This window comes from Nesterenkonia ebinurensis (assembly GCF_008711175.1).
In the GTDB taxonomy this organism is placed as follows: domain Bacteria; phylum Actinomycetota; class Actinomycetes; order Actinomycetales; family Micrococcaceae; genus Nesterenkonia; species Nesterenkonia ebinurensis.
Map to the genome: position 1 here is coordinate 129895 of NZ_VWNF01000032.1, position 24075 is coordinate 153969.

The window sequence follows — 24075 nt, forward strand, 5'->3', positions numbered from 1 at the left end:
CCTACCGCCTGAGCACCTTTCTGGCGCCCAGGTTGCCCAGGATCTGCAGCAGATGGACCATGACGATCACCGCTGCCACCGCCAGCCAGGTCACCTCTGGGCGGAAGCGCTGGTAGCCCTCTACGATGGCGAAGTTGCCCAGACCCCCGCCGCCGACGATGCCGGCCAGTGCCGACATATCAATCATGGCGATGATCACAAAGGTGAAACCGAGGATCAGCGGGCCGAAGGCCTCAGGCAGGATCACCGTGAAGATGATCCTCAGCCGGGAGGCACCCATGGCGCGCGCAGCTTCGACCACACCGGGATCGATGGTCACCAGGTTCTGTTCCACGATCCGGGCGATGCCGAAGCTGGAGGCCCACACCATGGCATGGATCACTGCGGTGTTGCCGATACCGGTGCCCAACAGCTGGATGGTCACCGGCTGCAGTGCTGCGATGAGGATGATGAACGGGATGGGCCGGATGGTGTTGACCAAAAAGTTCACCGTCCAGAACACCGCAGCGTTGGCCAGCAGGCCCCCGGCGCGGGTGGTGTAGAGCAGCAGTCCCAGGGTCAGTCCGATCCAGGCGGAGATGGCGAAGGCCACCATCACCATGTGGATGGTCTCCCACAGCGCGTCGATGAGCTCTGGGCCGTAGTAGTCCCAGTCGAGGTTCCTGTAGGTGTCGATCACTTCTGGGCCTCCTGTCCTTCCCGAACCTCCTGCACCGGCCCGGCCGCTTTGAGGCTGTCCACGAACTGCTGCACGGCTTGGGACTCACCCTCCAGGGCCAGGGTCAGCAGCCCGAAGCTGGCGTTCTTGGTGGTGTTCATCCCGCCGTGGACTATCTCGAAGGTGACCCCATGCTCGGCGGCACTGCCCAACACTGCCCCAACGGTGGCGGAGTCCTTCAGCGAGACTGTGACCAGTCTTCCGCTGGTGTGCTGTCGGATGCGGCTCAGATCCTCTGCTGTGGGCCGGTCTTTCAGGGCTGAGCCCACAAAGGTGATCTCCCCGTGGTCACGGGGGTTGGAGAAGATGTCGTAGACATGCCCCTCTTCAACGATCTTCCCCTTGTCCATCACGGCCACCCGGTCTGCGATGGAGCGGATAACCTCCATCTCATGGGTGATGGCCACGATGGTGATGCCGAGTTCCTCATTGGCTCGGCGCAGCAGGCGAAGCACCTCTCCTGTGGTGGAAGGGTCCAGTGCGGAAGTGGACTCATCAGCCAGCAGGATGTCCGGCTTGGCGGCCAGGGCCCGGGCGATGCCCACCCGCTGCTTCTGTCCCCCTGAGAGCTGCTCGGGATAGGCCTTGGCCTTATCTGCCAGTCCCACGAACTCCAGCAGTTCCTGGACCCGCAGCTCTCGTTCGGCTTTGCTCCAACCGGCGACTTTCAGCGGATAGGCCACGTTGCCGGCCACATTGCGTGACTGGAAGAGGTTGAACTGCTGGAAGACCATGCCGATGCGGGACCGGACATGGCGCAGCTTGGACTCGGAGAGCCGGGAGATCTCCCGTCCCAGCACGGTGATGGTGCCGGAGGTGGGTCGTTCCAGACCGTTGATGAGCCGAATCAGGGTGGACTTTCCGGCCCCCGAGAAGCCGATGACACCGTAGACCTCTCCTGGGGCCACGGAGAAGGAGACGTCGTCAACAGCAGTGACAGATGATGACTTACCGGTGGTGAAGGTCCGCGTCACATTGCGGAACTCGATGAGCGGAGCTCCACCGGCGCGAACATCAGCGGTGTTTTCTGCGCTCACTGGTGTAGTCAGTCCTCGTCGCCGTCGCGGAGGGCGTCCTCGTAGTCGGCCAAGGCCTCCTGGAGCTCTTCAGCAGTGACATCGCCTACTGGAACCGAAGTGTCGTTGGACCGCTCAGCCATGATCTCCAGGACCCGGTCGTCATGGTAGAGAGCTGCGATCTCCTGCAGCGCCTCGTTGTCCACATCGGCCTCACGGACTACGAAGGCGTTGATGTAAGGGAAGGCTGAGGGATCCGAGGGGTCATCGGCGTAGATGCCGTCGTTCAGTGGGTCGAGCTCGGCATCCTGGGCAAAGTTGTTGTTGATGATGGAGCCTTCCACCGACTGCAGGGCGTTGACCGTCTGGGCGGCGTCCACCGGCTGCAGCTGCACGGTGGAAGCTTCCTCGTCCACGTGGCGAGGCTCAGGCTGGGCGATCTCCTCAGCCAGCACCACCAGATCGGCGGCCACCAGCACGTTGATGGCCCGCCCCTGGTTCACCGGGTCGTTGGGGATGGCCACGGTGTCGCCGTCCTGGAACTCGCTGACGTCCTCGTACTCGTTGGAGTACAGGGTCAGCGGCACGATCTCGGTGGGAGCGATCGGCAGCAGGTTGTCCCCGGAGGCCACGTTGTGCTCAGCGAGGAAGGCGATGTGCTGGAACCAGTTGGCATCCAGGTCACCGGCGGCAAGGGCCGGATTCGGCTCCGGGTAGGAGGTGAAGTTGACCAGTTCAATCTCGTAGCCGAGTTCCTCCTCGGCAATGCGAGCCAGCTCGCGGTGTGCCTCGTGCTCGTTGGCCACCCCGATGGTGAAGGAGGCCTGGTCCTCCGGGATGGCTTCGCCGGTGTCTCCGTTGCCGCAGGCGCTGAGACCCAGTGCCAGCAGGGCAGTGAGCGCGGTGTATTTCGCGGTGCGTGTGGACATGGGGTGTTTCTCCTTGATATAGGCATAGGTGCCGGCAGGCATGGGTGGCCCGGGCACAGTTCAAAAGAGGGCAGAGCATGATGGCCCGCCCTGCGGCGGCTCTGGTGCTCAGCCCGGGTGGGGGCTGAGCAGGAGATTCAGCGCGAACACATTCGGCGCATAGTGGAAGAGGTTCCTCTCAGTAATGCTCTTGCCCACCCCGGGCAGTGGCGCCTGGTGGCGCCAGAAGCGGGCCGCATCGGGATCCGAACCACCCGTGAACATGGGGTTGGTGTGCGGCCCGGGGAGGATCGTGACGGCCACAGCTCGTGATGCAGGGCCTATCCTAGCGCCCAGCAGTGCAGAACTGTGTGAGCAACTGTCACAGAGTGTCACATTATGTTCATTGCCACACTGGGTTCTTCGGCCTCATGCATATCTACACCAAGTTTTCGCATATACACCGGGATATAAGATGGTGTATTCACGAAAACCCCGTGTAGTTGTGACAGTGAACTGCGGTGACGCGCTGAGCCAGCGGGCCCGCTCTACTCCCCCAGCGGGTTGAGCACCCTGCGTAGGAAGTCCTGGGTGCGCGGGGCGGTGGGGGCGCCGATCACCTGCTCGGCAGCACCTTCTTCCACCACCTTGCCCTGGTCCATGAAGACCACTCGGTCAGCCACCTCGCGGGCGAAGCCCATCTCGTGGGTCACCACGATCATGGTCATCCCGGCCTGGGCGAGGTCACGCATAATGGCCAGCACATCACCCACCGTCTCAGGGTCCAGCGCTGAGGTGGGCTCGTCAAAGAGCATCAGGGAGGGCTTCATGGTCAGTGCCCGGGCAATGGCCACCCGCTGCTGCTGTCCGCCGGAGAGCTGGGCCGGGCGCCGGTCGGCCAGATCCTCCAACCCCACCAGCTGAAGCTGATGCAGCGCCTCGGTCTCTGCCTCGGCGCGATCTTGATTGAGCACCCGGCGCGGGGTGATGGTGCAGTTCTCCAGCACACTCAGGTGTGGGAACAGGTTGAACTGCTGGAACACCATGCCAATCTTGCGGCGCATCGCATCCAAGTTCACATCTGGGTGGGTGACCTCGAACTCGCCCACCCGGATACGCCCGGAGTTCGGGTCCTCTAACCGGTTCACACAGCGCAGCAGAGTGGACTTTCCAGAGCCGGAGGCTCCGATCAGGCAGACCACCTCGCCAGGGTCCACGGTGACGCTGATGCCCTTGAGCACTTCGTTGTCGCCGTAGGACTTGCGCAGGTTCTCAATGACGACCCCCGCCGGGATCGCAGCAGTATCAGCGCTCATTTCACCCCTGCCGTGACCGGCGACTCAGTCGCCTTCTTCTTCGGCCGGCGCCGTGAGGACTTGCCGGGACTGCGCTCCTCCATACGCCGGGCCAACATCGACAGCGGCACGGTGATCAGCAGATAGCAGACCCCGGCCACCACCAGCGGAGTCATCCCGGCCCCGTACTGCAGGATGCCGTCGCGGCCGATCTTGGTCAGCTCCGCGGCGGATCCGGCCATACCCACCACAAAGATCAGTGAGGAGTCCTTGGTCAGCAGGATCGCCTCATTGGTCAGCGGCGGCAGCACAATCCGGAAGGCCTGCGGGATCTGGATGGTCACCATAGCCCGCCAGGCCGGCATGCCCAAGGCCCGGGCGGCCTCCATCTGGCCCTTCGGCACAGCTTGGAGACCGGCCCGGATGGTCTCGGCGATATAGGCAGAGCCCACAATCGCCAGCGCAGTCGAGGCGGTCTGCAGCGTGGACAGGTTCAGGTTGAACGCCAGCGAGGCACCGAACCCTAAGGCGATGAACACCAGGATCGCCGGAATCCCGCGGAAGAATTCGATGTAGACCGCCGCGACCCACCGGTAGACCGGGAAGCTGGCGATCCTCATCAGGGCCAGCAGCGTGCCGCCGATCAGTCCGAACAGGAACCCGAAGAAGGTGTAGCGGATGGTGTTCCACAGCCCCACAGTGATCACCTCGGGGAACATCCCCGAGATGTTCTCCAGGTCGAAGAAGCTGCTCTGGACCGCTCCCCAGTCAATGATGGCGATCAGGACCGCCACCACGGCTATGAAGATCCCGGCCTGCAGCCCCAGGGATAGCCGGGCCCGGTCACGGTTGGAGAGCGCCATCAGCGGTTCACCTTCTCTGCCTCAGACTTCAGGTGCGGGGCTCAGTCCTCGTCCTCGGCGTCGTCGTTCTCATCACCGGCATCCTCATCAGGGTCATCACCCTCATCGGGGGTCTCGGAGTGGAACCAGGCCTCGCGGATCTCCTCCAGGGTGCCTTCGGAGTCCAGGGCTGCGAGCACCTCGTTGACCGCGTCGATGAGCTCCTGGTTGTCCAGGTGGGCGGCGATTCCCAGTTGCTCGCCGGTGTCGATCTCTTCGACGAACTCATAGGCGTCGTCGTCACCAGCCTGGTAACCGATGATCGAGATATTGCCGATCAGGGCATCCACCTGGCCGGCCTCCACGCCCTGCAGCAGCAGTCCGGAGTCTTCATACTCAGTGACATCCAGGCCGAGCTCCTCGACAGCATAGGCGTGTCCGGTGGTGCCGTTCTGCACACCCACCGGAACTCCGTCGAGGTCCTCAGTCGAGGCGATGCCGGAGTCGGCGGTGGCCAGCAGGCCCAGGTTGTCGTCCAGATAAGGGTCGCTGAAGAGCATGTTTCCGGCACGCTCCTCGGTGATGGACATACCGGAAATCACCAGGTCGCAGTCGTTGGATTCCAGAGCGATGCCAGACTCCAGGCCCTCCCAGGAGGATTCGATGATCTCCAGGTCAAGATCCAGTGCACCTGCGATGGCAGCAGCGATGTCGATGTCGTAGCCGACCACATTGCCGTCGGTGTCGTAGTACTCGAACGGTGGGTAGGGCACATCGGTGCAGACCTGCAGGACACCTTCTTCAAGGGTCTCCACCTCGGCGTCGATCTCCACCTCGGCCTCTACCTCAGTCTCAGGCTCCGGCTCGTCGTTGTCGTCATCGTCGCCGCAGGCGGTCAGCACCAACGCGGCAGCGGAAGCTAGCGCCAGTGGCTTAAGCCAGGGCTTCTCGGTCAGCTCAGTCATGCTCGGCATAGTTCTCTCCCGGGTTTCATGGTGCGTGCCGGCCACTGGCGCGGACGGCTCAGATGTGAATTCATGTCTGGTGATTATAGGCAGGCTGAATGTTTCAGGTAGATATCCGCCCTACGAGAGGGCGACGACGGCTTGGCACTTAGTGAGCACTTTGGACCGCTCATCACCGTCCACCAGTTCCACGGTGAGGTCGATCCGAGCGGTGCGGTTCTCTTCGTCCAGTTTGCCGACCTTTCCGGTGATCTCAAGTGTGGCGGTGGGAGCTTCGGGCGAGCCGTGGGCGGCATCGGGCACCGGCACCGGTTTGCTGAACCGGGTCTGGTAGTCGGTGACTTTGGCCGGGTCTCCAGCCCAGTGAGTGACCAGCCCCACGGCGGCACCCATGGTGAGCATACCGTGGGCGATCACGCCTTCGAGTCCGACTTCCTGAGCAAAGCGCTGGTTCCAGTGGATGGGGTTGTGGTCCCCGCTGGCGGCGGCGTAGCGGATCAGGTCAGCGCGGGAGAGCTCAATGGTACGGGTCCCGATCACTTGGCCCTTGTGGAGCTGGTCCCAGCGGCGGGGGGACCCCGCTTGCCTCTCGGCTGGCTGCAGCGGCGCCGGCCTTCGCACCTGAAGATCATCGTTCATCAGCCTTCCTCCTCATCGTCGCCGCGGACCAGGAGGGTCGAGGTGACCGTGGCGCGCGGGGCGGCGTCGTGCTTTGTAGTGATCTCAGTGATGGTGGTGACCATGGCACCGGCTCCCATTACCCGGATGCGGTCCAGGGTGGTGGCCGCGGTCAGGGTCTCACCTGCGGTGATCGGGGCGTGGTGGGTGAAGCGTTCCTCGGCGTGGACCACGCGGGAGAAGTCGATGCCGGCCTCAGGATCGGTGACGGCGGCGGCCTCGGCGCGCTGGGCGATCACCACGGCGAAAGTGGGCGGGGCGATCAGGTCATGGTGGCCCAGCTGGGCTGCGGCCTCTTCGCTGTGGTGGGCGCGATGCTCGGCCTTCACCGCTGTGGCGAACTCGCGGATCTCCTCCCGGCCCACCTGGTACTCGATAGGCGGGTAGCTGTGGCCCTCCCTGGCGGTGTTGATGCTCATCGTCCTTGGTTCTTTCTGTCGCGGAGGATCTGGGCAGCCTGGCGGCGGCGCAGCCCGATGCCGGTGAGATGGCTGAGGATTCCGGCACCGATCAGGCCGAGACCGGTGTTTCTGAGCACGGTGGAGTCTGTGAGGCTTGCTGCGATGACCGCGATGATGCCCAGGAAGGTGACTGCCATGCCGAGGATCAGCGCCGCCCGGTAGGCACGGGTTCCGGAGGTCCACGGGTCGAAGCTCGGCTGCTGATTCATAGCCTGTTCATCCTACCGGCCGCAACATTGCGGCGGCTGCGCTCCTTACGTTTGCCTACACTGGGCAGAGGGGAAGCAGTCTCCATCGTTTTACCCGTTGTTTGTTTCACAAACCTGCGATTTCACGTCGGAGATGAAACAACTGCCGGGTAAATTGCCGAACAGGGGAAGAGGCCATGCTCTTTGACGCGGTGCACTGCGCACTACTCGCGGCCACCTCAGTGCTGAGCGTGCTGGTGGTGTGGGCCACGCGCCGGGCCCGCGGCACCAATGCCCTGGACAAGTGGCTGCGATGCTCGGGCTGGGTGCTGCTGATCTGCTCAGTGCTCTACACCGTCTGGCTGCTGCTGCCAGGGAACTGGCATGTGGCCGATTCGCTGCCGCTGCACTATTCGGATGTGCTGCGGTTCATCACTGCCGTAGCGCTGATCTGGCGGCTGAAGTGGGCGGTGATGGTCTCCTACTTCTGGGGTCTGACACTGAACCCACAGGCGATGATCACCCCGCACCCGACCATGCTGGTCGCGGAACCGGTGCAGTTCACCTTCTACTGGGGACTGCATATCGCAGTGTGGCTTGCCCCGCTGGCCCTGATCTGGGGGGCGGGGCACCGGCCGGACTGGAAGGGCTTCTGCCTGGCGTATCTGTGCGCATTCCTGTGGGCGATCTTCGTGATGCCGATCAACGCGCAGCTGGGCACCAACTACGGCTTCGTCAACCGTCCGCCGGACGGCGCCTCACTGATGGACTTCCTGGGCCCGTGGCCGGTGTATCTGGTGTGGATCGGGCTGATGATGGCCGCGCTCTGGGCTGCTATGACCTGGCCCTGGACCCGGCGTCGTTCTCGAAACTCTCAGGTCAGCAGCCGGAGAGTTTCGGGCTCCACGGTGACCTCAACCTGACATTCGCTGTCCGCCCCGGCCAGCAGTTCGTCACCATCGGCATAGACCGGCACTTGGGGAGGAACAGTGACGACGACGCCGCGGTGCTGTTCTGTCCGCAGCGGCTTGAGCACCCGATGCAGCCTGATCATCAGCAGCGGGAACAGGGCCACCAGACCTGGGCGGGAGAGCGGCTGCACCCAGGAAAGGTCAAGTCTCCCGTCAGCGGGCTGGGCACCGGGCGCCAGTGGGATTCCACCGCCGATGAAGGGACCATTCTGCAGGCACACCAGTGCTGAGGGCTGCAGTTGAGCAGGCTGTCCGTCCACCGCGATGTGGAAGTCTTTGGCCTGGAAACTGGGGATCACCTGCGTCAGTGCCACCAGGTATCGCATGGGGCCCGGCACCTTCTTGAGCTGATTAGCGCGCTGGTTCACCCGAGCGTCGAAGCCGATGTTCACCGCGTTGGCGGCCCAGCAGTGCTGTGAGGTGCCGTTGTGCTGAGTGATACGAACCCTGAGCGCATCAACCGCCTTGGTGGTCAGTTCCGGTTCGCTGAGCTGATGAAGCAGTCGCAACAAGTTCCTCATCGTGGGATGTCGAGGCACCCCGGCGCCGCGGGCGAAGTCGTTTCCGGTGCCGGTGGGCACCAGGCCCATGGGAATCTGCCGGCCGGCGACCAGCTGCACCCCTGTATGGACCATGCCGTCGCCGCCGAGAACGAGCACCGCGTCCACACCTGTTTTGACGGCTGTCTCTGCCTGCTCCAGCTGCTCCAGGTGATCGGCTGGGTTCGGCACGATCAGCTCCAGACCCTCACTGGCGAACTCAGCCAGGTGCTTTTGGATGCGTGCAGCTCGCCGTCCCTGTCCTGCCGTGGGGTTCAGCAGAACCAAGACTCTCCGGCTCTCACCCGATGAACCCCCGCCCAGACTCTGCGCTGCTCCCATGCTCCATACTCTCTCAGACGCTGCCGGCCTCACGGAGCGGTGAGGAGATCCCGGAGCTTCGTCCGCTCGCCCTCCTCCCACTAGATGCCGACCTGATCGGCAGTGAGTTCCGCCTGGCGATCTGCTGTGAGCCCGTGCTGAGCAGTGCTGGCGACGGTCTTGACCGGCTCGGGGTAATCATCGGCCACGCTCCCGGGAGGGGAGCCCGGCACTACCAAGCAGAAAGGGGAAGTCTTCCTTACCGACTACGCCTGATGCGCTTGTACTCATCTGCCGCTTTTCGCGTGCTTCTCCATTTGAGTTATCGGGTAGCGGTGGCGGGGCTCGATCCGGCGACCTCACGATTAGCGGATCAATTCATCGTGATTCGTTCGACCGTGCGGATGAGGTCGGTCAGCCCAGGCTCTTCAATGGGGAAGTGGCCGCATTCGCGGAGCATGACCAGCTCTGCCGGAGCGGCAACCCGGCGGAGCCAGTTGACACTGACCTCCACTGGGGTCCAAGCATCCATTGCCGGATGAACCAAAGTCACTGGGATGTGCATCTGCTCAGGCGGGGTATGGCGGTAGGTCATGTATGAGGCGAGAAACCCCAGGGGAACCCGCGCTCCTCCGCCCCGAGGGTCAGCGGCGCACATTGTGGAGAGCTCTGCGTTGCGGCTCATCTTCGACAGCGCTGCCACCCATGTCATGGGAATGCGGCGGCCGGCCGCCTGCGCAGGAAGCAGGTGCGTGAGTGGTCCGCCAAGCACGCCCAAGGGACCGAAGCGCGTCATGACGGAGCGAGTTCGGACATCTCGAGGGTCGAGTAGGCAGGTCGCCACGACTGCCGAAGCGCGACTGGTGCGGGCGGCGACCTCATAGGCCAGCATTCCGCCGATGCTGGCGCCGAGGAGCACCAGGGACCGACCGTCCTCCTCTGCGGCGAGAAAGTCACACAGCAGGTCTACCCAGTCGCTGTAACGCACAGCAGATGGGTCTGCTGAAACAGTGCCTCCGTAGAGGGGCATATCCACTGCCGCCAGCTCGGCCCGCTCCGGGGAGATCAGAGATGAGATAGGCCACAGAGCCGCCGAGTGCCCGCCAGCCCCGTGAATCAGGATCACCCGAGCCGGGGCCTCCGGGTTTCGCCGCCGCAGGACGTGGACGCGGTGGGTCCCCCATTCCCAGAAACTGCTCTCCGGTGCCGACACCTGGCCCTGACAGTCGCCCGGCAGGAACCGCGCATAGTCTTCAACACCCGGTGAGTCCACTCTTCCAGGCTACAGACACAGCAGAGGGAGCAGAACCCTAAGGATCGGCAGCTGACCCTGAATCCGCAAGCTGGTACTTCTCAGAGAATTGCAACCCTTTCAAAGGGCTGTTCAGCGCGGCACCCGAGCCGGGACCTGGTCCAGGAACCAGAGCTGGGTGAGATGACCCCGAGGGCCTGGAGAACTTCACGCATCTGAGCAAGATTGCGTTCCAAAGGCAGTCTGTCACCAATCGGCTGCTAACGTGAGTACATGCCTGAATCGTCAGTCCAGACGGTGCTAGACGCTTTGCTCACTGCGACGAACACACACGACTTCGACAACGTTGCTGAACTCTTGTCCGAGGACGTCATTTACTATTTTGGGGACGCCACCCTCGTGGGACGCGAAGCCGTCCGGCACTACTTCGAGCGCACCTGGGACACCATCCGTGATGAGCGGTACTGGGCTGAGGATATCCACTGGCCGGTTAACAGTGCCGACGCCGCGGTCGCTGTGTACCGATATCAGTGGCGCGGGACCATCGAAGGGCGACAGGCAGAAGGATCCGGCCGTGCAACCAACGCCTTCGTGCGCACCGCGGAGGGAGTCTGGCTGCTCGCACACGAACACCTCAGCGCCGCTGCCTGACCTCCTCGCCCGGAGCCTACTGTGGGGTACCGCCGGGTTTTTTGTGTGATGCTGTTGGCAGCGGTGGCAGGGCTCTTCCTCCGTGCCTGCAGGGCGCGGATTCCCATCGGCAAGGTGATTAGCACACCATTGACCTAGCTTGGTAACCTCCCAGGAACGGCATCCCGGCCTCTGATCAAGTGAATGTGGCCTTTCGAACAGTCAGCCAGGAACAGGGGGCTTGAGTGGATGCGAGCGTTGCTTCTTCGGCCTGGAAGCCTCAGCAGGTCCATCCGGGGCCCGAAGAACAAGGTTCGTTGAGGAGGAGCCCCCATGCCCGGATTGGTTGATCCACGGTTGTCAGGTTGGCAGGAACGGGCCAGCCGACGCACGGATGAGGCAGTCCGTGCCATGTCGCAGGTGCCCGGCGTCATCGCGGTGATCGTCGGGGGAAGCATGGGCCGTGATGAGCACTGGCCGCTGTCCGACATCGATCTGATGGTGGTCAGCGCGGAGCATCCGGTGGCAGAGGTCGCGGCGAGGGTGGATATGTGCGCCTACCAGATGAGCGAGATGTGGGGTACATCTGGCATTTACACTGCGGTTGACGCCGGGAAGATCACTTTCGACCTGGCCGAGGCCGAGTCAGTGTCGACGGGATCCCCGACCGACTCCGCCACCGCGTTGTCTGATCCCCGCGTGTTTCACGGCATCGACAAGATGTTCGGCGGCTACGCGGCCTACGACCCCCACGGGGTTGGACATGCGCTGCTCGACTGGAGCGCACGGCACCGTTTCACAGAACCCGTCGTCGCGGGACGGACTTCGCATTGGCTGAGCTCGGCCCATGCTGCTGCGGAGAGTTCAGAGCGCCTCGCTTCGTCAGATCCGACCGCCGCCTGGAATCTGATCCGCCGAGCAGGCACTGCGCTAGCCGAAGCAGCACTGGAGAAGCGAAGGCTACGCACCGGCTCGCTGGGACGATTCTGGACCCGTTTCGAGCACCTCCTGGAGGAACACGATGCTTCGCCACTTGCCGAGGGGCTCACATCGGCATGTCACGCCAGAGCGGATCAGGAGCTTTCAGAGCGCATGCCGGAGTGGCTGACCTCTCGGATAGAGCTGTCTCTGGCTGCCCGTGTCCTCGTCGGAGAATCGGTCACTGCCGAACAGAATGCCCGTGATGTTGTCCTCGCGTACACGGGTCTGTACCGGACGCGATTCCCGCGAGCAACGGACGAGTGGCTGCGTCCGTGGTCATCGGCCCGCGTTGACCTCGCTAGCGCCAGACTGCGAGAGCTTTGCCATGAAGTGCGGGCCGGATGAGGCCGCGCTAGCTATTCACCGCCGAAAGTCGCAGGCCACGCCAACTCCGGCTCCGACCAGCGCAAACTCGCTACTGCACCGGAATTCAGCCGGATGGAACGGGATTCAGCAGTCATGACTGCCCTTCAGCTGGCCTCACGGATGCCTCCGCCTGGGCGGTAGATTCGGAGCTCTGCGGCTCTGGCTTTGTCCAGTTGGCTCCTCCTCGCCATAGCAGTCCCGCCACGGTGGTGGCCGCGCAGAATGCCACCACCGCTGTGGTCAGGGTGAAGATGCCCTCGTCACTGACCTCGATGTCCACGTACTGCGAAGACAGGAAGAGCTGCATCATCACCTGAAACGCTAGGTGAAATCCGATCGCAGCCCACAGCGAACCCGATATCAGGCGGACACAGCCGACGACGACGGCCATGCCGAAGAACAGCACAGAGCGCTCCAGGAATACTCCCCAGCCATTGCTGATGACCCACAGGGCGGTGCCGAAGGCAGAGAAAAGGAGCGCTTGGATCACCACGGCAACCCACGGGGCGACCGCGGCAGTGAGATTCCGGTAGATGTAGCCGCGGAAAATGAGCTCCTCAGGGAAAGCCTCATAGACAAAAACCAGCAGGATCAGCAGGAGGATCACACCAATGAGTTCAGCGATTGAGGAGTCGATGCGGATCTCCACCCAGCCAAACATGAGCGCAACTGTCAACCCGAGTCCCGCTGGGATCAGCCAGGTCAGTGCGCCGTACAGGAAATCACGCCACGCCCGCTTCTCCGCGTGCAATCCCAGGGCGGATACCGGGCGACGGTCCAGATAACGATTGATCACCAGCACCATGGGCACAGCAAGCGAAAAAACACCGACCGCATTGGCGATGTGCTGCAGCAGAGACATCTCGGCACCCCATAGAACGGTGGTCAGCCGGGTGACACCCAGCCAGATAAGAAGTGTGCCTGTTGTGATGAGCACTAGCCGCAATGCCAGAGAACCAACACGATGGTCAGCCTGTGATTCGTCATGCGCAGGAGAGTTGTCCATGAGGTTAATGTTAGAGAGCCAAATGGGTCGGTGAACCTGCCAAAAGTCACCATCTGCGGCGAAAGTCATACCGAAACCCACCGACGGCCTCCCCTTCAACGACGTCATGGAGGTCATGGGCCACTCCTCCCTACAGGTCACCACCCGCTTCGTCGCACCAGGAAAAGAGTCCGCGCGGGGTGCTGTTGCAGGCTTCTCTCGGAGCTGGGCGTCACCACTGCGGTGGAACACCTTTGCCGCTCCGCTGCGGCAGATCCCGCTGAAGCGTGGGGCTGATGCGGTGGTCCATTCGAGATGTGATCATGGGCGCGGCAGTCACCTCGGATCCGGACCTGCACGCCGCACTGCACGATCACCGGAACCTGCACGGGACCATCCCTGGGCCGATGGAGGTATTCCTGGTGCTGAGCAGTGCTGTCAGTACTCCGGCATCCGGGAGGTGAGCAGCCGGCCGAGGCCCTGCTGAATCCGTGAGCTGCGGATAGACTTCAGCTGCTTGCCCGATCGCTTGGCCAATGGCTTCTGTACAGCGTATACCGCGTAGATTCCTTCGCGTGCCGGAATTCGCACCCGGACGGCGGCCGGATCGAAGCCGGCTTCGCGGACGAGACTGAGGGTCTGTCGGACGGTGCGCTGCTGCAGAGCGGGCCAGACGGCGCTGAAGAAGTCCTGCTGGGGACGCTCGGCGAGCATATTACCCAATAGGATGACACCGCCCGGCCGAACCACCTCCGCGGCGGCTGCGAGGACTCCGCTGGCCAACCGGTATCCGAAGCGAGTGGCCGGCAAATGCTCGAAGATGCCCAGCAGGTCGACCACATCGATGCTCTCCGGCGCTAAGTACTGGATCGGAGGCGTTTTGAGCAGATTCTTCCGGTGGATGGTGATCCGGTCTGACATACCTCGGGCTTTCCCCAACGAAACCACAGAGGCCAGCGCCAGAGGATCGTGGTCGACGAACGTCAGCTGCTCGACAGCTGTGCCGCGGAGGGTGGACTGCGCCAGAGTAAGCAGCGGCTCAGCCGCTGCGCAGGCCAAACTGACAATACTGAGGCTGCTCCGGGGAATTCGCTCTAGATGCTCCCCGAGCAGGGTGACAGCGACGTCGGCACGGGTGCGGATGGCATGGGAGTCCAGAACGCCGGCTAGGTAGTCATAGGACGTGAGGCCGTACTCGTCCTGGCCGTCCACCACAGAGGGGGCCGCGATGAAGGCTTCGTACCGGCTCAGGATGCGCGCGGCACTGGACATGCCCCGCTCCCGAATCAGCAGCTGACGTGCCGATGTGGAGTTGTGCTCGAAAAGCGGCTCGCCGTACACCTTGCGGTCGATGCCCTCAGCTGGCCGGTCGATGTCTCCGATCTGGTGCAGGGTGTGCAGCGCCACCGCGCGCTTGGACACACCCCACCAGGCGTTTCCGGCCGGATGGACCTCGGGATTGAACAGCCAGCTGGTGAAGTCTGGGCGCACGGTCTCGCGGACCAGGACCTGGTCCACCAGTTCCTGGGTCGCCTGGGGCAGGCGCAGCCGCGGAGCGGGATCGGCATAGTGGACATCGATGCCTTCCCGCTGCAACGAGTCGACTTCGCGCCGGACGGACTCGGCAACTCGGCCTGAGGCAGGTTCGGTATGGGTCCGGGTGTCTGCGGCATCGGCTTCGGAGGTCATACCTCCACGCTAATGGCCCGGGGATGCCCCCGAAGGCTGTCCCGGCCACGAAAAAGGGTGGTTCCGTTTCGGCTGGTGATGCTGGCAGACTCAACGCGTCCGGCGGGGAACAGCCGGCCGGTGAACTGCCCCTCGGGCGTGTCAGACAGAGCATCACTCATCCAGCGGACGATCTCGCGTAGGATTCCCTCGTCCAGCACAGCCTCGCCACTGTCGTCTAGCAGGCAGACGTCCACTCCGCGGCGTCTGGCCTCCATCGCAGTGTCGATCAGCGGCTGCTGCGCCAACCGACGTCCCCGCTGCTGGTCTCGCAGCAGGCCCTCCAATGCCCGGGCTTCTGCGCGCTCCTGGGATGACAGCGGTGTCAGCTCGGTGATGCGCCGCAGCATGCAGCCCACGGTAGTACTCAGCATATGAACCCGTTCACTGAGCTCCGAGCGCGTGGCCTCGTTCCAGGCTGTCTCCCGCAGCAGTGCGAGCTCTTTCTGCTGGATCTCACCGGTGTGTTGATGGGCTCGGCGGAGAGCGAAGGCAAACGCTGAGCCAACGGCCAGCACGCACAGCGAACGTACCACAGAGATGACGACGTCCACGGCGTCGTCATTCTGCAGATAAGCCCCGGTCAGCGCCACCGCGGACACGAGCAGTCCACTGGTCACCGCGAGCCCGAGCCTCTCACGCAGAGCTAAGGCCACCAGGACGAATCCAAGCGCTGTCACGTACCAGGTGTCACCGAGATGGTCCACGTCCCGCGAGGCTGGCAGCAGGGTGATCGCTGAGGTTGCGACGGCGGCCAGACCAGCTGTCACGGCGCGAGGCAGACTCAGTCGGCCGTTGTCGTCCCAGCCGATGGCAGCGGCGCAGCACAGCAGTCCGGCCATGGCTAGGGCAGCGACGGAGAGCTCCCCACCGCGTGCGGTGACCACGGCGGCCAACCCGGCCTGAGCCAAGAGGAACAATGCTGCCAGCATGGCCAGCCCGCGCATCGGCGGCTCGTAGGCGTTTACCACTGGTTGGGCAGGCTCAGACTGCTCCGCGGCGCTCCGTCGTACGGCGAGCGTGACCTGTGTGCCCGCACCCGGGGCGGACCTCACCTGGGCGGATCCGCCGGGAAGGGCTCGCAGCCGGCCGAGGATAGACTGTCTGATACCCAGGGCGCTGGGCGGAACCTGGTGGGGGTCAAACCCTGGACCGTCGTCGGTCAGCCGGATCACTAGTTCATCGGGTCTCAGGCGCACTCGGACCCGGCGAGCCGTCTGAGAGCCTGCGTGAGAAACGCTGTTGACCATGGCCTGCCGCAGCGCGCCGCTCACCGCTTCCGTCACGTCTGGATCCAGCGCCTGACTCCCGGTGCTCTCGATGTCCAAGGTGGCTTCGGCGTCCTCCCGCTGGACGATCTCCTGCACCAGGGCCAGAAACTCTCGCGGCGATGTGGGCCGCCCCCTGGCCTGCCGGCTCAACACTTCCACCTGTTGAAGCGCATACTCAGCCTGGTCCCGGAGCGCCGGGCCGAGATCGATGTCTTGGGCAGCCAGATTGAGGGTGGACAGTACGTCGTCATGGACCATGGCCTCGGTCCGTTCCCGCGCCATCCGTCGAGCATGTGCTGCGGTTCTGCGCTGTTCGGCGGCATAGGCTTCTGCCGCTGAACGGTCCAGGCCTTGGGCGACAGCTAGGATGAGGCTACCGATGAGGATCACTGCGACAGCGGCGGCGAAGGCGTGCAGGTCGCTCACTAGGCCGGTCCAGAAGTCTCCCTCCACCAGAAAGCGCAGAACCTGCACCAGAGCTGTCGCGGTCAGCAGCGTCAGCCAAGCAGCGTTTCGCCCCGCGACGACGAGGGCGATCCCTACGGGGACTGCTGTCACCGTCAGAAGCCACGGCAGGTCGCCGTCACGTATACCGCCGAAGGCCCCCATGAGCCATGACACGACACCGGCGGTCAGGGCGATGGACGCCGTGCACGCTGCAATCAGCCGCCGAGCGCGGGTCTCCGCCCGCGGTCCGGTCAGCGCGGCTGTCATGTCCGCGGCACCGGGAGCGGGAGCAACCCGTCCTGCAGTCCACGCTGATACAGTTCGACCTTGGTGTTGGCGGGTCGATTCAGCTGCTGGTAGACCTGTCGAATGCGGCGGATATGGTCATCCACAGTGTTCTCACTGATATGCAGCTTGGTGGCGACCTGCTTGGCACCGAGTCCCGATGCGTACAGCGCCAGCACTTCCCGTTCACGCTCGGTGAGGTGGATCCGGGTGGCCGGCGGGCCAGTATCCAACGCTGCCGCCCATTCTGTGGTGGCCACGTTTCCTCCGGCTGCCGCCCGTGCGATCGCCTCCACCACGTCAGCAACACCCAACGACTTGCGCAGGATGCCTAAGACGCCGCACTGGGACACCTCGCGGACCAAATAGGGGTTCTCCCCGGAGGTCAGCACCAGAACCTCCATGCCGTGCCGACGCAGCTCATCCACATTTGCCTGGGGCGTGGAGCCGTCCCGCAGGAAGAGGTCAAGCACCACCAGATCGGCGGCTTGCGCGGATCGCAGCAAGTCCTTCACGCAGACATAGTGACCGACGAAGTCCAGCCTCGGGTGGGCATCTATGACCGGCCCCAAGGCAAGGGCCACCAGTTCATGATCATCGACGATAGCCGCCCGAGTCGCTGGATCCCTCATCAATTGCTCTCCTGACGCGTCCACCCCGCCGCTCTTAAAGGGGTTGCACACGTCCAGCCTATACCGGTCTGGGGATCAGGATATGGTGGGCATTTCCACCGGTTGACCGGGGACCGAGAACCTCAACGCTCAGTCCTCGAGAAAGATCTTCTTTTGAGTCGTTCCCCACCGGGATCCCAACCTGTTCGAGGAATCGGACGAACTCCAGTGACCCCACAACGTCGTTTACCTCAGTGAGGGTTTCAAGAACACTGGTGTTGACTGCCTCATCAACGGATGCGAACCCACCCGCGCCCACGACCTCATCCAGCGCGCTCATGGCCTCATCGCTGAGCATCACTGTGACCTGTCGCATGAGCCTTCCTCCCTAAAACGGAAGCACTTGCAGTGTACGACCCCGGATCCGTACATGCACAGGCAAGCTTTGAGCCTTCTAAGACCCTGCCCGTTTCCTCGCGGCGGTAAGGGTCTGGTCCAGAAGGACAGCTATGGTCATCGGTCCCACCCCTCCAGGCACCGGAGTGATCAAACGTGCGCGGTTGCTCGCTGGGACAAACTCCACGTCCCCCTGGTTGCCTTTGTTGTAACCGGCATCAACGACCACCGCGCCAGGCTTGATCCACTCACCTCGGATAAACTCGGGGCGACCAACAGCGGCGATGAGAACATCTGCATCAGCCACTATCTCAGCAAGATGCACGGTTCGTGAATGACAGAACGTCACTGTGGCGTCCCTGGCTAGAAGCATCATACCGGCGGGACGACCCAGGATCGGGCTACGTCCGACAACGACGGCGCGAGCGCCGGCCAAATCAACCTCGTACGCGTCGAGGAGTCTCATGATTCCACCTGGCGTAGCCGATTCGAACCCGAGTTCTGCAAATGCCATCTGGGCAAATGACGTTCGTGTCACACCGTCCACATCCTTATTCGGGTCGATGGCTTCGAATGCTGCGCGTTCGTCGATATGCGATGGAACTGGGTGCTGAAGAAGGATGCCGTCCACAGATGAATCTCTGGATAAGGCTTCAATCTCTGCCACTAGCTGGCCTGTCGTTGTTTCCTGCGGGAGGTTGATGCACCGGGATTCGATGCCCACGTTGCGCGACCGATTCACCTTCATTCGCACATAGACATGTGAAGAAGGGTCATTCCCCACCAGAACCGTAGCCAGGCAGGGTCGATAGCCGGTAGCCTTGACCACCTCGGTGACACCGTCGGCAACTCGACCGAGAATCTCTGCTGCAAGGGCATTTCCATCCATAAGCGCTGCTGTCATGGGTCCTCCTTTGTGTGCATGAAAGAACACCCAGGCGGACGATGCCCTCGACTCCACCCCCGGTAGTTTCCTACCCTCGCCAGTCGTGTAGACCCAGTCTACGACTGGTACATCCGCCGCCTGGCGCAGCAAACCCCCCGAACCAATACGACCCAGGGGTCCGTCACTGCCAGCTTCTTTGGTAGCGGTATGGGGCCGACAATCAGAGGGATCCGACCGTGCTACTAACGCCTTCGCCCGCACCAGGGACGAAGGCTGGCTGCTCGCACACAAACACCTCAGACGCGGCACAGGGCGAGATCCTGCGCCGATGGTTCGAGGAGCGTGTCTTGCCGACTTTCGCCGACCGCGTGCTGGCCTTCGATGTACCGGCCGCACGTATCCTCGCCACCTTCCGGGTTCCCGAGCATGCGCCGTTGGACGATACCCTCATCGCGGCCATCGCGCAGGCCGCTGAAATGACCATTGCGACGCGTAACACCGAACACTTCGAGCCACTCGGCGTCCATTGCTGCAACCCATGGGACCTGGCCACGTAGACGAGGACACATTTCGGCATCCACCAAACCTGGTGATGGGCCGGCCAGAACAAGGCTCGCCCCGTACTCTGTTTGGCATGGACACCACCAATCGTTGGATCTCCGTCACCCGTGAGGACGGAGAGCGAGTCGGGTACCTCGAACCGCTCTCCGAGGACTACAGCAGCGTTCAGCCCCGCACAGTACTCGGTCACAAACTCGGCGACCCATGCGAATACATCGAAGGTGAAGACTTATTGATCGAGCACGGCATTTCCGAACTCGCCGAGAAGTGGACACTCGACAATGGCACTAACGCTCAGGTCGAGAACCTGACCATTGTGGAACTCTCACCCCACGGCATCATTCTGGCTGATTACTACAGCTCCAAAGCCGTTGCAGCTGGCGAACGGCTTTCCGTCACTGTCCAGTGGCCAGACCTCAACCACCGCCTCACTGTGGCGTAATCTGCCAATGATCTGTTCACCCAAAGACGGCGAGACGAGGTGAAAGTCTCAATGTACTCTTTCAGCCAGTCCACGTAGTTGCTTGCGACCTCGGCTGACGCTACGGACTCCAGGTACCGCTCGATCTCGGCCAGATCCTCGATCGCACCTGGCAGGTAGAGCACCTCGGCAGCAGTCATGCCACTTGGCGATGCAACTCCACTCGTCGGCGAGCCAACTCGGCCTGCGCTTCCTCCGCGTTCAAGGCAACCGACGGATTTCGGCGGTACTCCTCTACGCGGGAGGACACCACAGTACGTAGGTATTCTTCGTACTGAAGCGTTTTCTCAGCAACAGCGTTGATACCCACCCGGAGTGCCTGGTGCTCGTCAGCGAAGAGCCCATAGTCGAGCGCACGCTGCAAGATAGCCTCGTCCTCTGCTTCCAGCTGCACGACATGGTCCTGAGCCATAGGTACCTCCTATCTGCAAGTTCACCGCCTACACCCAATGAGACCTCAAGACCCAAGCACGAATTATGAGCTCGATGCTCTCCCAGCTGAGTCCTCGGAGTAGGGGGGCAACTTCAATAGGCACGCACCGATGCTTCCATTCCTGTCATGTGAAGGTGAGGGCGTTCAAGAACCCAGGTCGTTGAATCACCTGCAGCCACGTTGCTGTGACGCTCATCGGATAGCGTTGCGGAGCCGAATCCCGCTGAATCCGAGCGTGCTGGACACGACAGCCTCCCAGAAACCCGAGAGTGTCGGCAGGCACCGTAGTTGGATCCCAGCCTGTGCGTGGAGATCGACCAAGTTGCCGACGGGGTCGGGCGGCCCCAGTGGAGTCACAGGTACCCGCGAGACGTGGGCGTGCGGGACGGGCTCACCGAATTCCACGAAATCGCTCGCATCGAACCGGTACGCGAAAAGCTGCGTATCCAGCATTCGGGTCAGCCAGCGATGCTCGATCGCGTGGACCCGTTCCCCACCGCCAGGACCCAGGATGTGAATTCGATCAGCCTCAGAAGTCTCCACTGTCACCCATGCCATAGCACGCGGGCAGTGACGCGGAAACCAATAGTCGGGCGCTCTCGCCGCGTCCACTGCCCACACGAGTGCCTCGGTCTGTTGCGCGGTAGCAGCGACGTGGGGCGTGAAGACCTTGATGCCGGGGTTCTCACTGAAGTGGAGCACCTCACCCGATTCGGGACGCACTATGCCTCAGCCCTCGACTCTGTTCGATCGACACTCGCCGAGCCGTGACATGCCCACAAACAGGCTCAGCGCAAAATGGCCTAGTGTCACGTACCGCATGGGGACGACTCTATACGGAGGGAACACGTTCCACCGCGAGATGCAGAAGATCCCCAGACCAAACACTCTGGGGGTCTTTCCTCATATTCAGATATCTGGTAACGGCGCCGAGCGCTCGATCCCGCGACCTCACGATTATGAGTCCTGGGGAATCTACTCCCCCAGGAGCGCCAAAGGGACGACGGCGATACCGTCTCGGGTGCGGTACGCTTCCTTGCCGGAGTAGAGCACCATCAGGTCAACCACTCGATCCGGCATCTGCTCACGCAGCCACTTCAGGTGTTTCAGGTGTTTCTCATCGACATGAGCGGAAAGCTTCACCTCAATGCCGAGGACTGCGCCGTCGAAGCTTTCAACAATGAGGTCAATTTCCTGTCGACCGCCCTTGGTCCGGAGATGGCCAATTTTCGCCCAGGCAGCACCTGCGGCCGCCCGCACCGACAAGGTGGCCAGGCTCTCGAATAAAGGCCCCGCCATAGACGCCCCCCGTGAGTCGCCCAAACTCGAAGCGGAGAGCCCCAGGAGGTGGGCAGCGATCCCTGGATCAGCCAGCTGATGCTTCTCAGAGAACTGCAGCCACTTGAAAGGGTTGTTTAGTGTGGGCAACCAGGCCGGAATCGGGTCGAGGATCCAAAGCTGAGTGAGATGGTCGCGGTAGGAGATGGTGGTGGTTTTCGCCGGTTGGTGGCCATCACCGCTGGTGGTGGCGTCCAGGATGGTGGAGTACGTGGCAGTCGTGGAGGAGGCCGCTGCGTAGGCTGCCATCCATCGCCGAAGGGTCTCCGGTCGCCGCACGGAGAATCCCTTTTCGGGCAGATCTTGATCGATGATGCGCTGAATATATATCCCCACAGCTCTCGATGCCTGGCGCTCCGAGAGTCTTTGCAGATCGGGGAACCCGCTCTGCACGATCGCGCGGTAATAGTCCGAAGCAGTCAGGGGCGAGGCACCGGTGATTTTCCCTGCCTTCCCCTCGAGCAGAGCACCCAAGCTCACCTCAGTCTCGATCTTCCCCCGCTCATACAGAGCCATAGGGCGCATACGCACAGAGTCAATGCGCCCCGCGCCCGAATGCGTCCCCCGTCCGGTGCGAGGAGTCGCGCTCCCAGTGAGGAGGAAACGCCCAGGTGGTGCGCCGTCGTCTACACGACGACGCACCGAATCCCAGATCGGCTGATAGTGCTGCCACTCATCAATGAGCAAAGTTCCTTCAGGAGCGTCCCCGAACTGTGGATCGGCCAGCAGGGAAGCGCGTTCAGCCTCATCATCGAGCCGCCATGCCTTGACAGCGCGGCGTCGCGCGGTCTCAGTCTTGCCCACACCTTTGGGGCCGTCGAGCGCAATCGCAGATTGGAACTGCATCAGCTCGTCCAGCTGTGTGTCTACCGTACGCCGAAGATACTCTTCCACCAACCAGCACTGCTTTCTACGCTACCTTTAGAACACCATCTACGCTACCTTATGAACATCCCCTACGCTACTTCTGGAACACCTATTGCCTGCTGGAGGCCAGGTGGCTTTCCCGGTCAACTCCACTCGTTCAGTCCACCGATGGAGGCCCTTTCATGCTCAGTGAGGTCGGAGTACTCCAGAATTTCCTGCAGTACCACGGACTTTCCTGCGAGATATGCGTCCATGTCGATGCCGGGAACTCTGGAAAGTTCGAACTTCACCGCACCGTATCTGTCACGCAGATCGGAGCGACGGCGCAGCACATCTCGCATAGCCAAATGGTTCCGCAGGTGTAAGGATCCTTCGACACAAACGTACACATGGCGTCTTGGCTGATCATCAGGAGCCTTCAACGCCTCTCGGTCCGTCATACCGAAATCACCTTCGTGGGTATAGCCGCAAGCAGTCAGTGCTAAGAGGGCAGCCTGCACGTCACTCGGCCGGACCGCAACGTCGATATCCAGGATCGGCTTGGCGGCCAGCCCGGGCACGGCAGTTGAACCGGCGTGCCCGATCAAAACCATAGGCACCTCTGCCAGCGCGCGGGCCAAATCGTTGGCCACAGCCGCGAACTGTTTAGGCCAATCCTCGGAATAGGGCACAACGTCGATAGACACACAAGCATGATTACACAGGCCTGCCGCAAAGACATCGGCGTACGAAACTCCGGTGCATCTCCTGCCTGAAGCAGGTTGAGCACCCGGGGTCATGTGTTGAATTTTCTTGGTAGCGGTGCCGGGGCTCGATCCCGGAACCTCACGATTATCAGTCGTCGACACGACCTAGATTCAGCACAGCGACGTCTCGCTTTTCCGCACGTTGTTGCAGCGTGTGGATGACGAGCTCATCGTCGGTCAGAATAATCCGTGCCGCCAGTTGGTGGTGGGGATGGGTTTCATCAAGAGCTGCGATGAGTACAGCAGCATCCAAAACAATCAATGTGGCCACTCTTCGCGAAGCTGCGAGATGTGATCAGAGTCGTAGCGGCCTGTGAAGCGGCCGAGGAGCTTTCTCCTCGCCTGCAGACGAGGGCTCTCTTCTTCCAAATGATCAGCTCCCACAGAGACCAACCGGGCCAAAAGCTCCGCACGGGATTGATCAGGCCAAGCCGAGGCTGCCCGGTCAAGCGCACGCTTCACCTCAGGAGTCTCATCCAGAACGATCTACTCTGTCATGCCCTTCATTGTATGTCGCGCTTCACCGCAGAGACATGACAATGCGCACCAATGCGCGCCTTTGCTGAAAGTGATCGAGTACTTGAACTGAATACACGCCAGCTGGGGTACTGGGTACCCAAGTGGTGGGCGGAAGAAGGCGGACGCGCCGTGACCTTTGACAGTGATGCTCATGAGCCACAGTTCCTCGCGACCGGATTTCCAGAGGCAACGCTTATGGCAGAATCATGCGGTTTCCGCCCAGGCACAACACCTAAGGATCTTTGGACCCGGTAATACCGATAGCGGGAAAGTGTCCAAAGCCCAGGGCCGCTGATGCGATCCGGGGCTTTGCGTTTTAGTTCTGTAGCGGTGGCGGGGCGCGATCCCGCGACTCCGCGAGGGGTGGCCTCTGGAAGCTGGTCGAGTTCC

Annotated in this window: 29 protein-coding genes; 6 read left to right on the top strand and 23 right to left on the bottom strand. The window is 62.4% G+C overall.

Annotation, left to right across the window (positions count from 1 at the left end):
• Position 1 precedes the first annotated feature (1 nt).
• The 10 genes from F0311_RS10005 to F0311_RS10050 all read right to left on the bottom strand — a co-directional run bounded on the left by F0311_RS10005 (position 2) and on the right by F0311_RS10050 (position 7092).
• Entirely contained in the window at positions 2–679 is a 678-nt protein-coding gene (locus tag F0311_RS10005) for a methionine ABC transporter permease (protein ID WP_223881251.1), read from the bottom strand.
• Positions 676–1755, bottom strand: a complete 1080-nt coding sequence (locus F0311_RS10010) for a methionine ABC transporter ATP-binding protein (RefSeq protein WP_150461802.1) — start codon at positions 1753–1755, stop codon at positions 676–678. The genes F0311_RS10005 and F0311_RS10010 overlap by 4 nt, the downstream gene beginning before the upstream one ends.
• A gap of 8 nt (positions 1756–1763) precedes the next feature.
• Positions 1764–2663 carry a MetQ/NlpA family ABC transporter substrate-binding protein gene (locus tag F0311_RS10015; RefSeq protein WP_150461803.1) on the bottom strand — a complete coding sequence of 300 codons (900 nt, stop codon included), beginning with the start codon at positions 2661–2663 and terminating at the stop codon, positions 1764–1766.
• Positions 2664–2771: 108 nt separating this feature from the next.
• Positions 2772–2966 (bottom strand): hypothetical protein, encoded by a 195-nt coding sequence (locus F0311_RS10020; protein ID WP_150461804.1) that lies wholly within the window; start codon positions 2964–2966, stop codon positions 2772–2774.
• 224 nt (positions 2967–3190) lie between these two features.
• Entirely contained in the window at positions 3191–3958 is a 768-nt protein-coding gene (locus tag F0311_RS10025; protein WP_150461805.1) for an amino acid ABC transporter ATP-binding protein, read from the bottom strand.
• Positions 3955–4800 carry an amino acid ABC transporter permease gene (locus F0311_RS10030; protein WP_150461806.1) on the bottom strand — a complete coding sequence of 282 codons (846 nt, stop codon included), beginning with the start codon at positions 4798–4800 and terminating at the stop codon, positions 3955–3957. The genes F0311_RS10025 and F0311_RS10030 overlap by 4 nt, the downstream gene beginning before the upstream one ends.
• A 41-nt stretch (positions 4801–4841) precedes the next feature.
• The gene (locus F0311_RS10035; RefSeq protein ID WP_191089861.1) at positions 4842–5744 is read right to left on the bottom strand and encodes an ABC transporter substrate-binding protein; all 903 of its coding nucleotides are present in this window, start codon (positions 5742–5744) and stop codon (positions 4842–4844) included.
• Between the two features lie 120 nt (positions 5745–5864).
• Entirely contained in the window at positions 5865–6383 is a 519-nt protein-coding gene (locus F0311_RS10040) for a MaoC family dehydratase (protein WP_150461808.1), read from the bottom strand.
• Positions 6383–6841, bottom strand: a complete 459-nt coding sequence (locus F0311_RS10045) for an FAS1-like dehydratase domain-containing protein (protein ID WP_150461809.1) — start codon at positions 6839–6841, stop codon at positions 6383–6385. The genes F0311_RS10040 and F0311_RS10045 overlap by 1 nt, the downstream gene beginning before the upstream one ends.
• A complete protein-coding gene (locus F0311_RS10050; protein WP_150461810.1) occupies positions 6838–7092 on the bottom strand; it encodes a hypothetical protein in 255 nt (84 codons plus the stop codon). The genes F0311_RS10045 and F0311_RS10050 overlap by 4 nt, the downstream gene beginning before the upstream one ends.
• A 176-nt stretch (positions 7093–7268) precedes the next feature.
• Here F0311_RS10050 and F0311_RS10055 point away from each other — a divergent pair, with 176 nt between their 5' ends.
• Positions 7269–7994: a YwaF family protein gene (locus F0311_RS10055; protein WP_150461811.1), complete on the top strand. Its 726-nt coding sequence runs from the start codon at positions 7269–7271 to the stop codon at positions 7992–7994.
• On the opposite strand, the gene F0311_RS10060 is transcribed toward F0311_RS10055, so the two are convergent.
• Positions 7946–8923, bottom strand: a complete 978-nt coding sequence (locus tag F0311_RS10060) for a diacylglycerol/lipid kinase family protein (protein WP_150461812.1) — start codon at positions 8921–8923, stop codon at positions 7946–7948. The two genes, F0311_RS10055 and F0311_RS10060, sit on opposite strands and share 49 nt — an antisense overlap.
• A 352-nt stretch (positions 8924–9275) precedes the next feature.
• Positions 9276–10175, bottom strand: coding sequence for an alpha/beta fold hydrolase (locus tag F0311_RS10065; RefSeq protein WP_150461813.1), 900 nt, complete (start codon positions 10173–10175; stop codon positions 9276–9278).
• Positions 10176–10427: 252 nt separating this feature from the next.
• Here F0311_RS10065 and F0311_RS10070 point away from each other — a divergent pair, with 252 nt between their 5' ends.
• Together F0311_RS10070 and F0311_RS10075 are read left to right on the top strand one after the other, a co-directional pair.
• Positions 10428–10805: a YybH family protein gene (locus F0311_RS10070; RefSeq protein WP_150461814.1), complete on the top strand. Its 378-nt coding sequence runs from the start codon at positions 10428–10430 to the stop codon at positions 10803–10805.
• A 312-nt stretch (positions 10806–11117) separates the two neighbouring features.
• A complete protein-coding gene (locus tag F0311_RS10075) occupies positions 11118–12110 on the top strand; it encodes a nucleotidyltransferase domain-containing protein (RefSeq protein ID WP_150461815.1) in 993 nt (330 codons plus the stop codon).
• A gap of 112 nt (positions 12111–12222) precedes the next feature.
• Here the strand turns inward: F0311_RS10075 and F0311_RS10080 are convergent, their stop codons facing one another.
• Complete coding sequence (locus F0311_RS10080; protein ID WP_191089862.1) at positions 12223–13137, bottom strand: CPBP family intramembrane glutamic endopeptidase; 915 nt, start codon at positions 13135–13137, stop codon at positions 12223–12225.
• A 275-nt stretch (positions 13138–13412) separates the two neighbouring features.
• Here F0311_RS10080 and F0311_RS10085 point away from each other — a divergent pair, with 275 nt between their 5' ends.
• A complete protein-coding gene (locus F0311_RS10085) occupies positions 13413–13580 on the top strand; it encodes a hypothetical protein (protein ID WP_191089863.1) in 168 nt (55 codons plus the stop codon).
• Here the strand turns inward: F0311_RS10085 and F0311_RS10090 are convergent.
• From F0311_RS10090 to F0311_RS10110, 5 genes are all read right to left on the bottom strand, one after another.
• A complete protein-coding gene (locus F0311_RS10090; protein WP_150461817.1) occupies positions 13555–14805 on the bottom strand; it encodes a methyltransferase domain-containing protein in 1251 nt (416 codons plus the stop codon). The two genes, F0311_RS10085 and F0311_RS10090, sit on opposite strands and share 26 nt — an antisense overlap.
• Positions 14802–16829, bottom strand: coding sequence for a sensor histidine kinase (locus F0311_RS10095; RefSeq protein WP_150461818.1), 2028 nt, complete (start codon positions 16827–16829; stop codon positions 14802–14804). Before F0311_RS10095 ends, F0311_RS10090 begins: the two co-directional genes overlap by 4 nt.
• Positions 16826–17479 carry a response regulator transcription factor gene (locus F0311_RS10100; protein WP_150461819.1) on the bottom strand — a complete coding sequence of 218 codons (654 nt, stop codon included), beginning with the start codon at positions 17477–17479 and terminating at the stop codon, positions 16826–16828. The genes F0311_RS10095 and F0311_RS10100 overlap by 4 nt, the downstream gene beginning before the upstream one ends.
• Positions 17480–17537: 58 nt before the next feature.
• Complete coding sequence (locus F0311_RS10105; RefSeq protein ID WP_150461820.1) at positions 17538–17834, bottom strand: hypothetical protein; 297 nt, start codon at positions 17832–17834, stop codon at positions 17538–17540.
• Between the two features lie 78 nt (positions 17835–17912).
• Positions 17913–18758 carry a bifunctional 5,10-methylenetetrahydrofolate dehydrogenase/5,10-methenyltetrahydrofolate cyclohydrolase gene (locus tag F0311_RS10110; RefSeq protein ID WP_150461821.1) on the bottom strand — a complete coding sequence of 282 codons (846 nt, stop codon included), beginning with the start codon at positions 18756–18758 and terminating at the stop codon, positions 17913–17915.
• A gap of 329 nt (positions 18759–19087) precedes the next feature.
• Here F0311_RS10110 and F0311_RS10115 point away from each other — a divergent pair, with 329 nt between their 5' ends.
• Entirely contained in the window at positions 19088–19297 is a 210-nt protein-coding gene (locus F0311_RS10115) for a PIN domain-containing protein (RefSeq protein WP_223881252.1), read from the top strand.
• 77 nt (positions 19298–19374) lie between these two features.
• Entirely contained in the window at positions 19375–19743 is a 369-nt protein-coding gene (locus F0311_RS10120) for a hypothetical protein (RefSeq protein WP_150461822.1), read from the top strand.
• A 175-nt stretch (positions 19744–19918) separates the two neighbouring features.
• Here the strand turns inward: F0311_RS10120 and F0311_RS10125 are convergent, their stop codons facing one another.
• From F0311_RS10125 to F0311_RS10145, 5 genes are all read right to left on the bottom strand, one after another.
• A complete protein-coding gene (locus tag F0311_RS10125; RefSeq protein WP_150461823.1) occupies positions 19919–20194 on the bottom strand; it encodes a hypothetical protein in 276 nt (91 codons plus the stop codon).
• A gap of 213 nt (positions 20195–20407) precedes the next feature.
• A complete protein-coding gene (locus tag F0311_RS19065) occupies positions 20408–20938 on the bottom strand; it encodes a DUF6886 family protein (protein ID WP_150461824.1) in 531 nt (176 codons plus the stop codon).
• Between the two features lie 252 nt (positions 20939–21190).
• Complete coding sequence (locus F0311_RS10135) at positions 21191–22447, bottom strand: ATP-binding protein (protein ID WP_223881253.1); 1257 nt, start codon at positions 22445–22447, stop codon at positions 21191–21193.
• Positions 22448–22563: 116 nt separating this feature from the next.
• Entirely contained in the window at positions 22564–23268 is a 705-nt protein-coding gene (locus tag F0311_RS10140) for a GrpB family protein (protein WP_223881254.1), read from the bottom strand.
• Positions 23255–23437, bottom strand: a complete 183-nt coding sequence (locus F0311_RS10145; protein ID WP_150461825.1) for a hypothetical protein — start codon at positions 23435–23437, stop codon at positions 23255–23257. Before F0311_RS10145 ends, F0311_RS10140 begins: the two co-directional genes overlap by 14 nt.
• Positions 23438–24075 lie beyond the last annotated feature (638 nt).

What these genes read in the sequence shown, in the direction of transcription:
- F0311_RS10015 (WP_150461803.1), bottom strand. Translation starts at nt 2,663, where the DNA reads ATGTCCACACGCACCGCGAAATACACCGCGCTCACTGCCCTGCTGGCA.
- F0311_RS10025 (WP_150461805.1), bottom strand. Translation starts at nt 3,958, where the DNA reads ATGAGCGCTGATACTGCTGCGATCCCGGCGGGGGTCGTCATTGAGAAC.
- F0311_RS10030 (WP_150461806.1), bottom strand. Translation starts at nt 4,800, where the DNA reads ATGGCGCTCTCCAACCGTGACCGGGCCCGGCTATCCCTGGGGCTGCAG.
- F0311_RS10035 (WP_191089861.1), bottom strand. Translation starts at nt 5,744, where the DNA reads ATGACTGAGCTGACCGAGAAGCCCTGGCTTAAGCCACTGGCGCTAGCT.
- F0311_RS10040 (WP_150461808.1), bottom strand. Translation starts at nt 6,383, where the DNA reads ATGAACGATGATCTTCAGGTGCGAAGGCCGGCGCCGCTGCAGCCAGCC.
- F0311_RS10045 (WP_150461809.1), bottom strand. Translation starts at nt 6,841, where the DNA reads ATGAGCATCAACACCGCCAGGGAGGGCCACAGCTACCCGCCTATCGAG.
- F0311_RS10050 (WP_150461810.1), bottom strand. Translation starts at nt 7,092, where the DNA reads ATGAATCAGCAGCCGAGCTTCGACCCGTGGACCTCCGGAACCCGTGCC.
- F0311_RS10055 (WP_150461811.1), top strand. Translation starts at nt 7,269, where the DNA reads ATGCTCTTTGACGCGGTGCACTGCGCACTACTCGCGGCCACCTCAGTG.
- F0311_RS10060 (WP_150461812.1), bottom strand. Translation starts at nt 8,923, where the DNA reads ATGGGAGCAGCGCAGAGTCTGGGCGGGGGTTCATCGGGTGAGAGCCGG.
- F0311_RS10070 (WP_150461814.1), top strand. Translation starts at nt 10,428, where the DNA reads ATGCCTGAATCGTCAGTCCAGACGGTGCTAGACGCTTTGCTCACTGCG.
- F0311_RS10075 (WP_150461815.1), top strand. Translation starts at nt 11,118, where the DNA reads ATGCCCGGATTGGTTGATCCACGGTTGTCAGGTTGGCAGGAACGGGCC.
- F0311_RS10080 (WP_191089862.1), bottom strand. Translation starts at nt 13,137, where the DNA reads ATGGACAACTCTCCTGCGCATGACGAATCACAGGCTGACCATCGTGTT.
- F0311_RS10085 (WP_191089863.1), top strand. Translation starts at nt 13,413, where the DNA reads ATGCGGTGGTCCATTCGAGATGTGATCATGGGCGCGGCAGTCACCTCG.
- F0311_RS10090 (WP_150461817.1), bottom strand. Translation starts at nt 14,805, where the DNA reads ATGACCTCCGAAGCCGATGCCGCAGACACCCGGACCCATACCGAACCT.
- F0311_RS10095 (WP_150461818.1), bottom strand. Translation starts at nt 16,829, where the DNA reads ATGACAGCCGCGCTGACCGGACCGCGGGCGGAGACCCGCGCTCGGCGG.
- F0311_RS10100 (WP_150461819.1), bottom strand. Translation starts at nt 17,479, where the DNA reads ATGAGGGATCCAGCGACTCGGGCGGCTATCGTCGATGATCATGAACTG.
- F0311_RS10105 (WP_150461820.1), bottom strand. Translation starts at nt 17,834, where the DNA reads ATGCGACAGGTCACAGTGATGCTCAGCGATGAGGCCATGAGCGCGCTG.
- F0311_RS10110 (WP_150461821.1), bottom strand. Translation starts at nt 18,758, where the DNA reads ATGACAGCAGCGCTTATGGATGGAAATGCCCTTGCAGCAGAGATTCTC.
- F0311_RS10120 (WP_150461822.1), top strand. Translation starts at nt 19,375, where the DNA reads ATGGACACCACCAATCGTTGGATCTCCGTCACCCGTGAGGACGGAGAG.
- F0311_RS10125 (WP_150461823.1), bottom strand. Translation starts at nt 20,194, where the DNA reads ATGGCTCAGGACCATGTCGTGCAGCTGGAAGCAGAGGACGAGGCTATC.